Genomic DNA, 12,483 nt, shown 5'->3' with positions numbered 1-12,483 from the left:
CTTTATTTGCTAAGTTCATTGCGTCTTTGCTCGTAAGCATCACGCAAGAATGGATATAAATTAGGCGTGTTGTGATAAATTTCATCAATTTCATCAAGTCTAAAACTAAGTTCATTACCAAATCCATAAGCACTTATAGCTATACTTGCCCAAGTAGGATCAATGTAAGCAGTAAAACTTGCATACCAAGTTGCAGGTAAAGCAAGAGTATCTCTAAGATTACTAGGGCCGAGTATAGGTAAGACAATATGAAAACCGCTTCCTACACCCCAGTGAGCCAAAACGGTTCCTAAGTCCGCGGGATGTTTTTTAAGACCCATTTTTGATGCCACATCCATAAGTCCACCAAAGCCCATAATGGTATTGGCGGTAAATCTTTTAAATTCTTCTCCCGCTTCTTCAAATTTAAACTGCAAAATATTGCCTACAAAACGCAAAGGAGCAAGTAAATTATCAAAGAAATTTCTTACCCCTAATCTTATAAATTCAGGAGTGATAGTGTTATAGCCCTTAAGAACGGGACGCAAACCATAATCATACAAAGCCACATTAAAACTTGTCATAGCTTTGTTATATCCTGAAAGTGGATCGTTTACTTGATAGTTTTGGTATTCTTGTTCGAAATCATCTAAATTTTGTTCTTTAGCAAAAGCAAAAATAGCAAAAAAAAATAAAATAAAAGATATAAATTTTATTCTCAAGCAAAAACTCCTAAAAATTTTAAAAGTAAAATTATAGCAAATTTTTAATCAAGGTTTATATCCCAGTAAAAATCCACCCATTCAGTAGCTTCTTTTACTTTAAAATCAGGCTCTAAAAGAGCGGTTTTTTTGTAAAAAATGGTTGTAATTTTAAGTTCTATATGAGGAAATTTTTCAAGCAAAACTTTTTTTATTTCTGCTAAACTTTCTCCACTATCTACTATATCATCAATGAGTAGAATTTTTTTGTGCTTGCTTAAATCAGGAATGTTAAAAATTTCAATAGTATCAAGTTTTTTCGTATTATCGTAATGAATTGAGTTTAAAGCAAAAAGTTGACGCGTTTTTAAAGCCGCTGCTAAAGAGTGTCCTAAACTCATTCCCCCTCTTGCTATAGCTAAAAGTGCATCAGGGTTAAAATCTTCTTTAATTTCTTTAGCAAGAATTTTTACATCTTCTTTAAATTCTTCATAGGAGTAAAATATCATTATATATCCTTATTTATTGTAGTGCCATAAGTAAAAAATTACCCAAAGATAATAAACTTAAAACTATAATGCCAAGATTGATTTTATCCCATTCGCGTTTAAAAATTCTTACAAGTAAATAAGAAAGAAAACCAAAAGCAAAACCTGTGGTGATGGAGTAAGTAAAAGGCATCATGATGATAGTAAAAAAGCTTGCTACAGCTATAGCACTATCTTTAAAATCTATATTTTTAACTTCCATAAACATTAAAATTCCAACCATTACAAGTACGGGGTATATTGCGTTTGCAGGAATGGCTTTAAAAAGTGGCAGTAAAAAAAGTGTAAAAGCAAAACAAATAGCTACAACTAAAGCTGTAAGCCCAGTTCTTCCTCCGCTTTCAACCCCTGTAGTGCTTTCAACAAAGGCTGTAACTGTAGAAGTGCCTGTCATAGCTCCTAAGGCTGATCCTGTTGCATCTGCCATTAAGGTTTTGCTTAGTTTTTTTTCTCCATTTTTGGGATCATCAAAAATCTTTCCTCTTTCACCCACACCTGTGATAGTTCCTATGCTATCAAAAAGTTGAGTGATAAAAAAAGTAAGAATTATAGGTATCATAGTAATATTTAAGGCGCTTTTGATATCAAGTTGTAAAAAGATGGCTCCTAAACCATTTTCCATGCTAAAATTTGGCCAAGAAAAGATTTGCACAGGAAAACTTGCATTGTCTAAATGGAAAATCCAAGCAATAATAGAGCTTGCTAATACCCCCAAAATAAAAGCTCCGCGAAGTTTTATAGCCCAAAAAAAGATGATTAAAGCTAGAGCAAAAATTCCAAAAAGCACATGAGGGCTTTTGAAATTTCCTATGCTTACTAAGGTATCTTTATTATGCATTATCACACCCATTTGACTTAAGCCTAAAAATGCAATAAAACAACCTATGCCCGCACAAATTGCAAGGCGTAAATCTTTTGGGATATTGCGGATTACCCAAAGGCGAAAATGCGTAAAAGAAAGTATGAGAAAAATAATACTTGAAATAAAAACAGCTCCTAAGGCACTTTGCCAAGCTATGTTTTGACCTAAACAAACCGCAAAGGTAAAATAAGCATTTAAACCCATTCCTACACTCATAGCTACAGGAGTATTGGCAAAAAAAGCATTAAAAGCACTTGCAACTATGGTAATTAAAGCTGTTGCGGTGATTAAAGCTTCTATAGGCATTCCTGTATTTCCTACTATGCTAGAATTTACGGGGATAATGTAAACCATAGCTAAAAAAGTAGTAAGTCCTGCTATAACTTCGGTTTTAAAACTCGTATTGTTTTCTTTGAGTTTAAAAAAGCTCATTTTTTCTCCTTAGTAGGTTTTTAGCTCATTGTATAAACTATCGCGTTCTACAGGAATAAGATTTGAAGTTTTTATCATATCGATAAAAGTTTTTAAACTTGTGCCTTTGGCGGACTTTGCACCACCTGCACTTTGTATACTTTCTTTTTCTATAGTGCCGTCTAAATCATTAGCTCCAAATTCTTGTGCTACCATGGCTAAATTTAAAGTCATTGTTGCCCAGTAAGCTTTGATATTTTTGATATTATCAAGCACTAAACGAGAAATGGCAATGGTTTTTAAAATTTCTTCACTATCCATGATTTTATCAGTTTGTATAAAGCTATTATCCCTTTGCCAAACTAGAGGGATAAAAGCATTGAATCCACCGGTTTGATCTTGAAGATCACGCAGTCTTAACATATGATCGATCCTGTGATGTCTTTCTTCTATATGTCCAAAAAGCATGGTAGCATTACTTTGCTTGCTTTTTTCATGCCAAAGTTTATGAATTTTAAGCCAATTTTCACTGCTAACTTTTCCATGACAAATTTTCTTACGCACTTCTTCATCAAAAATTTCAGCTCCACCGCCTGGCATGGAATCAACGCCGTATTCAAGCATTTTTTCTATCACTTCTTCATAACTCATTTTAAAACGACGATGTAAAAAATCAATTTCAGCAGCAGTCATAGCTTTTACATGAAGATTAGGATATTTTTCTTTTATCATTTTAAAAATTTCTAAATACCATTGCCAAGTTGTATCTTTGTTGTGAGCTGAAACGATATGCACTTCTTTGGTTTCTCGTTTTACAGTTTCATCGACGATTTTCATGATTTCTTCATGAGTCATCAAATAAGGATTAGGATTTTTTCGGTGCGCTGAAAAGGCGCAAAATTTACAGGTGTCTGCACAGATATTAGTTGGGTTGATATGGCGATTGATATTAAAATAGACTTTTTTTCCATGAAGTTTAGTGCGTTTTTTGTGAGCGTATTTGCCTAAGGTAAAAAGATCTAGATCCCAAAGTGCATTGGCTTCTTCTTGGTTTAATCTTTCTTCATTTTCTAGTTTGGCGATTAAATTTTTCATTTTAATTTTACTCTTTTGCTGTTTTTAAATAAAGCATTATAATTTTTGCTTACTGAAAAAGAGTTTATAGAAAAAGCCAAAATAAAAGATATTTTTGTTAAGATTATTATTAAAATATTAAAATTTTAAAGAGAGTAGAAATTTTGTTAAATAAAGAATTAGAAATTTTTAAAAAAAATCTTAGTTCCTATACCCAAAGTTGTAGAAAATTTTTTCTTAAGCAAGGGGCGTTTAGCTTATATCATTCTAAAAATATGGATAATTTCATAAAAAAAGCTTATGATATAGTTCTTAAAGATTATTTTGATGATTTTTCACCTCCAAGTGATAATATCCCTTTTTGTGTTTTAGCAAGCAAAGCATATGCAAATAATAGTCTTTGTTTTAATGAAAGTATTTCTTTGATTTTTGTTTATAAAGATATTAAGGCTTTTCATTTAAAACCTATGATTAAGGCTTTTATCGAAATTTTAAATGATGCGCATTTGCAAATTGATTCGGTTATCTTAGAATTTAATGGACTTTATAATGCTAGCAATGAGCTTAAGACTTCTATAATACAAACTCGTTTCATATGTGGTTCTAGGATTTTATTTAAAGGGATTAAGACAAAATTTGAGAGTATTTTAAAAGAAAATAAAAATGATTTTGCCAAGCTTTTGCTAGAAAATTTTAAAGAATTTGACATTCCATTTATAAAGCAAGAATTTAATATCTTAAAAGATTTTGGCGGATTAAATCATTTAAGATCCTTAGAGAGTTTGCTTGTTCTTTTTAAGACTTCTCCAAAAAATTATGCTTTAAATTTTATAGATGAAAAAAATTTAAGCGAGTTGCGTTTAGCTGGAGATTTTTTACTTTCTTTAAAATCAGCGATGAATTTATTAAGTGCTAAAGATGAGGATGAATTTTTACTTATTAATGTTCATGATTTGAGTGAATTAATGTATAAAAAAGCTAAAAAACATTTTGGAGCAAATGAGTTGTTGGTTCAAAAGGCTTTGCAAAGTATGCATACTATAGGTTTTTATACACACTTTTTAGCAAAGCAAATTCAAGATGGATTAAATCATACTCTTAAACAAGAATATAAATTTAAAACTCTTGTGGAAGTTTTAGAATACTTATTAAAACTTGAAGATAAACATGTTATTTTCGATCTTAACTTGGTTTTTGCCCTAAGAAGATTGAAATACGGTAAAAAAGATATAGAAAAAGCTTTAATACTTTTTGAGAAAATTTTTTATAAAAGGCATAGTTTTTGTGTTTTAAAACTTTTGCTTGATAGTGGAATTTTAAAAGATTTATGTAAGCCTTTTTGGACAGTTCGTTTTTTAAGCGATGAAGAAGGAAATTATAGTTTTGATGAGCAAGTTTTTCTTATGTTAAGTGAATTTGAAAAATACGAAGATGAGCTTGAGATACTCCAAAAACTTAAAACCGATGAAAAAATGATTTTAAAGCTTGTGATACTTTTAAGCGCTATAGAAAGTGAAAATGAAATTTCTTTAGCAGGCATATATAGAGCGTATTGCTCTAAATTTGATTTAAAGAATGAAATTTTAGAATGGGGTCTTAAGATATTTAAAAACAATAATGCCTTAAAAGATCTTGTAGAAAAAGAAGATATATACAATCCTATTGTTGTAAGTAGCTTGGTTTCTAAGCTAGAAAATTTAGAAAATTTAGAGCTTTTATATACTTTAACTTGGCTAAAGGCTAAGGCTTTAAATTATAATGCTTTTTATTTTAGAGTTCTTGATAAACTTTTAGAAAATGCAAAACAAGGTTTTGAAGATGAAAATCTACTTGAAGAAAGCGCAAGAAGAGTAAAAAAAGAATTAACACTTAAAAGAAGTAAGATTTTTTTAGAGCAAGATGAAATTTTGCAAGATAAAATCATACATATCAAATCAAATCTTTTTATTATAAAAAATACTTTTGAAGATATTGTTATGATTTCTAAATTAGCCAAAGAAAATGATTTTAAATTTTGGTTTAATAATGAAACAAATCTTAGTTTGCAAATTGTTGCACCACTTCATTTTAATATTGCCATTATTTTAAGTTCTTTAACAAATTTAAATCTTATTTTCATGAATTTTTTTGAACTTTTTGATAATAAAATTTATTTAAGATTTGAATATGATAATATTATCAGTGATGAGCAAAAACTAAAACTTTGCGAGCTTTTAAATTCAAATCTTTCTGGTTTTAATTTGAAAAAAATTAAAAAGCCAATCATTAAAAAAGATGAGTTAAAATTAGACTTAAACTATTCTAAAATGTATGCTAAATTAGGTCTTAATACGAAAGATCAGCAGGGTTTAATGGCGTATTTGATGAATGTTTTTAATGAACTTGAACTTGTTTTATGTGCAGCAAAAATTCAAACCATAAGACAAAGGACGCGTAATATTTTTATTTTTCAAAAGAATGAAAAATTAGAACATAGCGAGCAAAAGTTAGTTAATTTATTAATAAGTGAGTAAAAAAATGTGTGGAATCGTAGGTTATATAGGAAATAATGAAAAAAAACAAATTATACTAAATGGACTTAAAGAATTGGAATATCGTGGCTATGATAGTGCGGGTATGGCAGTGATGCAAGAAGGAGAGCTCAGTTTTTTTAAAGCTGTAGGAAAGCTTGAAAATTTGGCGAATAAATGCACGGATTTTGAAAGTCAAGGTTATGGTTTTGCTATAGGTCATACAAGATGGGCAACTCATGGTAAGCCTACTGAAATCAACGCACATCCTCATTTAGGACAGTATTCTTGTGTGATTCACAATGGTATTATAGAAAATTATAAAGAAATCAAAGATAAACTTGAAAAAGAAGGCGTGAGTTTTTTAAGTCAAACCGATACAGAAGTTATTGTCCAGCTTTTTGAATTATATGCAAGAAATTTGGGAGTTTTTGAAGCTTGGCAAAAAACCATCAAAGAACTTCGCGGTGCTTTTGCTACTTTGTTAGTAACAAAAAAAGATCCCAATCATGTGTATTTTGCAAAAAATGCTGCTCCTTTGATTATCGGTAAAAATGCAAATAAAGAATGGTATTTTTCTTCAGGTGATGCGCCTTTGATAGGAAGTTGTGATGAGGTAATGTATCTTGAAGATTTAAGCTTGGGATACGCGAGTAAAGATGAGCTTGTCGTTTATGAAAATGATATTTTAAAATCACTTTGTTTTTCTAAGCTTTCAGGCGATAAGGCTTATGCAAAAAAAGACGGCTTTCGTTTTTTTATGGAAAAAGAAATTTATGAACAAAGTCGCGTGATGAGTGAAGTTTTAATGGGGCGTATTCAAGGCGATGAAGTCGTTTTTGATGAGCTAAACAATGAAGATTTAAGTCAAGTAGATGAAATCACGCTTTGTGCTTGTGGAACAAGCTATCATGCTGCAATGGCAAGTGCTTATTTGTTTGAAAGAATTGCTAAAGTTAAAGCTAAAGTAGAAATTGCAAGTGAATTTCGATACCGTGAAGCAATTATAAAAAAAGATTCTTTATTTATCGTTATTTCTCAAAGTGGAGAAACAGCAGACACTTTAGAGGCTTTAAAGATTGCAAAAGAGCAGGGTGCTAAGACTTTTGCAATTTGCAATGTGGATAATTCTAATATAGTGCGTTTAGCACATCTAAGTCTTTTAACTCGTGCGGGCATAGAAAAAGGAGTTGCTTCAACTAAAGCTTTTGCTACTCAGGTTTTAACACTTTGGATGCTTGCTATTTTTATGGCACAAAAAAGAAATTTAAATGTTTCTGCTGAAATTAAAGCACTTTTGCATACTCCAAATTGCGTGAGTGTAAAACAGGCTTTACATGAAAAAATTCATCGTTTATCCAAGCGTTATTTAGATGGACATGGCTTTTTCTTTATAGGCAGAGATGTGTTTTATCCTTTGGCTTTAGAAGGAGCTTTGAAACTTAAAGAATTATCTTATCTTCACGCTGAGGGTTATCCTGCAGGAGAGATGAAACATGGCCCTATTGCTTTGGCTGATTCTAAGCTTTATACTATAGCTTTAATGCCAAAGCACATGCTTTATGAAAAAACAAAATCAAATGTTGAAGAGCTTATTGCTAGGGATTCTACAGTGCTTAGCATTTCACCTTTAGAATTTGATTTAAGTGATGATTTTATAAAAACCAATGAGCAAGATCATTATATGTGTGAATTTTTTGAAATGATGGTCATTACTCAACTTTTGGCGATGGAAATTTCCATAAGACTTGGCAATGATGTGGATATGCCAAGAAATTTGGCTAAAAGCGTAACGGTAGAATAGAAATGAAAAAATTTTTTTGTTTAACTTTAGTTTGTAAACTTTTTGCTTTAAGCGAATTTGAACTTCATCATATTGATAAAGTACATAAGCTAGGGTATAGTGGAGATACTATTATAATAGGTGTAGCCGATGATGCTTTTAATCAAGATCATATTAGTTTAAAGGATAAGATTTTAAAGTCTACTTATCCTACTGATACAGCTGGGAAACAGCTTATACCTGATTTGAAAAAATCAACACACGGAAGTCATGTAGCAGGTATAGCTGTTGGAGCAAAGATAGGCGATAGCAAACCTTATGGAGTGGCTTATGGGGCAAAATTTTATGGAGCTGGGGTGTTTCCAAATGGCTCTTACACTCAAATTCCTGATATTTATAATTTTTTCAAAGATGTGAGTATTATTAATAATAGTTGGGGTATTAATTTTTATCCTTATTTTAATCTTAAGGCTTCAAATTCTGGATTAGTAGATTGTGCTCAAACTAATCAAGGGACAAGCTATAATATCTGTAATACTCCTTTGGAATATGTTATGAAAGCAGATAAGGTTGCTAATGATATGATGAGGCTTAGCAAGGACAAGGGAGTATTAAATGTATTTGCTGCTGGTAATGAAGGAATTCTTAGCCCTGCTTTGCATGCGATTTTACCAAGTTATGATGAATCTTTAAGAGCTTGGTTGGCTGTTGGAGCTTTGGATGCAAATGAGATTACTTTAGAATCAGATGGGACTTTAATAATTAAAAGTCAAGGTTTGGCTGATTTTAGTAATGGTTTTAAGGGAGCTACGAATTTTTCTTTAGTTGCTGCTGGAGTAAATATTAATAATGTTGATTCAAGCACTAATGATAAGTTTACAAAAAAAAGTGGAACTTCTATGGCAGCACCTATGGTAAGTGGAACAGCGGCACTGGTCAAGCAAAATTTCCCCTTTTTGGATGGTAAGCAAATTGCTGATATACTGTTAAGTACAGCAAATAAAAATTATAAGGCTCCAAAATTTACTGTTAAACAAGTAACCGATGGAACAAATCAACCTAAATTTCTTATTGTGTATATTTCGCAAGATCCGCCTAGGATAGAAGATGAAATAAAACGGGATTTAAAACAGCTTTACAATGGAATACAAGTTCAAGTTAATGGACAATGGATTGATTATAGTGATTATATTTGGGATAATAGAGATAGTGCGCAGTCACAAAAACTTAATACTTCTACTATTAGTTCTATTAATGGAGTAGTTAGAGTTGAGAAAGAAGAATTATTTGGACAAGGAATTTTAGATGCACAAAAGGCGTTAAAAGGACTGAGTATTTTAGATGCAAACAGACTCAGTGATCAGGATGTATTAAAATATGAGCAAGAACCTAATACAGCTTATTATACTATAAACACTGCAGGTTATGATGCTGAATTTTCTAATGATATTAGTCAAAGAAAATGGGATGAAAGTACTCATTTATCAAGTGCTATTAATAAACCTACACATTTAGCTAATCTTAACATAGGATTATCTAAAGAAGGTGAAGGTATTTTGATTATCAGTGGTCAAAATACTTATGAGGGTGCAACTTTAATCAAACAAGGAGAATTAAAGCTTAAAGGAAAAGTTAAAAATAATGCTTATGTAGAACAAAAAGCAATATTAAGCGGTAATGGTATTGTAGGGCAAAATTTAAACAATAAAGGCATAGTTAGACCTGGAAATGAAGATTTGAATGATTTAACCGTGCAAGGAACTTATACTCAAGAAGGAGTTGACTCTAAATTGCAACTTGATTTTGGTAATTATAAAAATTCTAAACTGATTGCAAAAACTTATGATATTAAGAGCGGGAATTTAGAATATATTCCTTTACCTAAATACTATATCTTAAATAAGCCAGTGAAAATTAATTTAGGAGATTTGGAAAAAAGTTTATCATCTTTTAATCATGTTTTGATACAAAATACCTATGCTTTAAATTTTGATTTTGTTTTAAGTGATGATTTAGTGAGTATTAATAAAACCTTAATAAAACCTAATTTAAAGCCAAATGCTTACGAAATTCCTAATACAAGCTTGGGAAATGCTTTAAGACAATTGCGATCTAGGGCAGACTTGAGTCAGACTTATCAGGAATTTTTTGCTTCTTTAGATAATGGAATAGATGTAAAGACTAAATTAAATAGAATAGAAGGTTCAGGGTATTTAAGCACTTTTAGTAATCATAATCAATCTAATTTAATGCAAAATAATATGTTATTTACCCTTCATCCTCTTAATATTAATAATTTTGCACAAAACAATAATATCTTACTTGCTAGTACTTATTTACCTAGAATTTTTAGCAATGAAGAATATTTTTGGCATCTTACTCCAAGTTATAAATACTATAAAGATAAAGATTTTTCAGGTCAAAAAACAGGTGCTAATATCTCTTTAGGAGAAAATTTCTCATCAGGCTTTTTAGCTTATGCTTTATCTCTTTCTAGCGCTAAATTTAATTTTAATAATGGTAGTGATTTGAAGAGTTATAACATGGATTTATTGCTTAATTATAACCATGATTTAGATTTTATAAAAATATTAAGTGGATTAGGTATAGGTGTAGGATTTAATACTCTTAATCGTTTTGTAGTAGAGCAGCCAATTGAAGGCAAATATAAAACATTGCAAACTTCAGCCCAGCTTGGTGTAACTAAAGATATTATTTTAGGTCAAGATTTTATTTTTAATCCTTTAATGTATTTTACACATAGTTTTTTTTATCAAGAAGATTTTAAAGAAAATAAAAGTCCTTTTGCTAAAAATTATGAAAGTTTAAAACATCATAGCATAAATGCAAATTTAGGTTTTAATCTTGCTAAAAATATAGAGCAAGATGATTATCAAGCTTCTTTTTCTACTTTTGTAATTTTTGAAAAAAGAATTTATGGAAGAACTTTAGAAAATAAGGCTAGTTTTGTTGATTTTCCTATTACTTTTATTCAAAAATATAAATTAAAAGATAATATTTTAAGTCAAGGTTTTAATTCAGAATTTTTATATAAAAACAATGTATTTTGGCAGTTTATGTTAATGAATAGATTTTCTCATAATGCCTATGAATTGCATTTAATGAGTTCAGTAGGAAAACGTTTTTGAAAGTATTTATTTTTTTAGCTTATAATAAATAAAATTTTAATCAAAGGAAAAAATTATGGAATACAGAGTTGAACATGATACCATGGGTGAAGTTAAGGTCCCAAATGACAAATATTGGGGAGCTCAAACTGAAAGAAGTTTTGAAAATTTCAAAATCGGTTGCGAGAAAATGCCAAAGGTTTTAATCTATGCTTTTGCAAATCTTAAAAAATCTTTAGCTTTGGTCAATAACAAACTTGGCAAACTTGATGATGCTAAGAAAAATGCTATAGTTCAAGCTTGCGATGAGATTATCGCAGGTAAATTTGATGATAATTTTCCACTTGCGATTTGGCAAACAGGTTCAGGCACACAAAGCAATATGAATATGAATGAAGTTATTGCAAATCGTGCCACTGAAATCATGGGCGGGGATTTTCGCAAAGAAAAGCTTGTACATCCAAATGATCATGTTAATATGAGTCAAAGTTCAAATGATACTTTTCCAACAGCTATGAGTATCGTTGCGGTTGAGCAAGTAGAGAAAAAGCTTATCCCTGCGCTTGATGAGCTTATTGCAACTTTTGAAAAAAAAGTAAAAGAATTTGATAGTATTATCAAGATAGGACGCACGCATTTACAAGATGCTACTCCACTTACTCTAGCACAAGAATTTAGTGGATATCTTTCTATGCTTTTGCATTCAAAAGAGCAAATCATCGCTTCTTTACCAACTTTAAGAGAACTTGCCATAGGAGGAACCGCAGTAGGAACAGGGCTTAATGCGCATCCAGAATTAAGCCAAAAAGTAAGTGAAGAGCTAACTCAACTTATAGGTACGAAATTTGTTTCAAGTCCAAATAAATTTCATGCTTTAACAAGTCATGATGCGATCAATTTTACTCATGGAGCTATGAAGGGTTTGGCTGCAAATTTAATGAAAATTGCAAATGATATAAGATGGTTAGCTTCAGGCCCAAGATGCGGTCTTGGTGAGCTTATCATCCCTGAAAATGAGCCAGGAAGTTCGATTATGCCAGGTAAGGTAAATCCTACCCAGTGTGAAGCTGTTACTATGGTTGCTGTACAAGTGATGGGAAATGATGCAGCTATCGGATTTGCAGCAAGTCAAGGAAATTTTGAACTTAATGTGTTTAAGCCTGTGATTATTTATAATTTCTTGCAAAGTCTTGATTTGTTAGCTGATTCTATGCATTCATTCAATATCCATTGTGCTGTAGGCATAGAACCAAATCGTGCAAAAATCGATCATAATCTTCATAATTCTTTAATGCTAGTTACCGCTCTAAACCCATACATAGGTTATGAAAACGCTGCTAAAGTAGCCAAAAATGCCCATAAAAAAGGTATTTCTTTAAAAGAAAGCGCAATGGAGCTTGGTTTGGTTAGCGAAGAAGATTTCAATAAATTTGTTGATCCTACTAAAATGATAGGCCCAAAAGCCTAGAACATAAAACTTGCCTTTT

General features: G+C 30.9%; 8 protein-coding genes. 4 read left to right on the top strand and 4 right to left on the bottom strand.

Translation table 11 applies throughout. From position 1 onward, the window contains the following. Window positions 1-2: 2 nt before the first annotated feature. From AJ889_RS08785 to mqnE, 4 genes are read right to left on the bottom strand one after another with little or no spacing between them, the layout of a single operon-like run. Complete coding sequence (locus AJ889_RS08785; RefSeq protein WP_002902439.1) at window positions 3-701, bottom strand: VacJ family lipoprotein; 699 nt, start codon at window positions 699-701, stop codon at window positions 3-5. 44 nt (window positions 702-745) lie between these two features. Then, window positions 746-1,189, bottom strand: coding sequence for a phosphoribosyltransferase (locus AJ889_RS08780; protein ID WP_032584843.1), 444 nt, complete (start codon window positions 1,187-1,189; stop codon window positions 746-748). 13 nt (window positions 1,190-1,202) lie between these two features. Next, window positions 1,203-2,522: an NCS2 family permease gene (locus AJ889_RS08775; protein WP_032584844.1), complete on the bottom strand. Its 1,320-nt coding sequence runs from the start codon at window positions 2,520-2,522 to the stop codon at window positions 1,203-1,205. Window positions 2,523-2,531: 9 nt separating this feature from the next. Further along, window positions 2,532-3,596 (bottom strand): aminofutalosine synthase MqnE, encoded by a 1,065-nt coding sequence (mqnE, locus tag AJ889_RS08770; RefSeq protein WP_032584846.1) that lies wholly within the window; start codon window positions 3,594-3,596, stop codon window positions 2,532-2,534. A 143-nt stretch (window positions 3,597-3,739) separates the two neighbouring features. Here mqnE and AJ889_RS08765 point away from each other — a divergent pair, with 143 nt between their 5' ends. Genes AJ889_RS08765 through fumC form a run of 4 tightly spaced genes read left to right on the top strand, consistent with a single transcriptional unit; the run spans window position 3,740 to window position 12,464 of the window. Beyond that, window positions 3,740-6,088: a nucleotidyltransferase gene (locus AJ889_RS08765; protein ID WP_002868467.1), complete on the top strand. Its 2,349-nt coding sequence runs from the start codon at window positions 3,740-3,742 to the stop codon at window positions 6,086-6,088. A gap of 4 nt (window positions 6,089-6,092) precedes the next feature. Beyond that, entirely contained in the window at window positions 6,093-7,889 is a 1,797-nt protein-coding gene (gene glmS / locus AJ889_RS08760) for a glutamine--fructose-6-phosphate transaminase (isomerizing) (protein WP_002869562.1), read from the top strand. A 2-nt stretch (window positions 7,890-7,891) separates the two neighbouring features. Beyond that, window positions 7,892-11,017 carry a S8 family serine peptidase gene (locus AJ889_RS08755; protein WP_032584851.1) on the top strand — a complete coding sequence of 1,042 codons (3,126 nt, stop codon included), beginning with the start codon at window positions 7,892-7,894 and terminating at the stop codon, window positions 11,015-11,017. Between the two features lie 55 nt (window positions 11,018-11,072). Further along, complete coding sequence (gene fumC, locus AJ889_RS08750) at window positions 11,073-12,464, top strand: class II fumarate hydratase (RefSeq protein ID WP_002859652.1); 1,392 nt, start codon at window positions 11,073-11,075, stop codon at window positions 12,462-12,464. Window positions 12,465-12,483: the final 19 nt, after the last annotated feature.

This window comes from Campylobacter sp. BCW_6468, assembly GCF_001762865.1.
GTDB classification, from domain to species: domain Bacteria; phylum Campylobacterota; class Campylobacteria; order Campylobacterales; family Campylobacteraceae; genus Campylobacter_D; species Campylobacter_D jejuni.
Note: the sequence above shows the minus strand (reverse complement) of the source record. Positions and strands in the feature narration are given on the sequence as shown.

What these genes read in the sequence shown, in the direction of transcription:
- AJ889_RS08780 (WP_032584843.1), bottom strand. Translation starts at nt 1,189, where the DNA reads ATGATATTTTACTCCTATGAAGAATTTAAAGAAGATGTAAAAATTCTT.
- AJ889_RS08775 (WP_032584844.1), bottom strand. Translation starts at nt 2,522, where the DNA reads ATGAGCTTTTTTAAACTCAAAGAAAACAATACGAGTTTTAAAACCGAA.
- mqnE (WP_032584846.1), bottom strand. Translation starts at nt 3,596, where the DNA reads ATGAAAAATTTAATCGCCAAACTAGAAAATGAAGAAAGATTAAACCAA.
- glmS (WP_002869562.1), top strand. Translation starts at nt 6,093, where the DNA reads ATGTGTGGAATCGTAGGTTATATAGGAAATAATGAAAAAAAACAAATT.
- AJ889_RS08755 (WP_032584851.1), top strand. Translation starts at nt 7,892, where the DNA reads ATGAAAAAATTTTTTTGTTTAACTTTAGTTTGTAAACTTTTTGCTTTA.
- fumC (WP_002859652.1), top strand. Translation starts at nt 11,073, where the DNA reads ATGGAATACAGAGTTGAACATGATACCATGGGTGAAGTTAAGGTCCCA.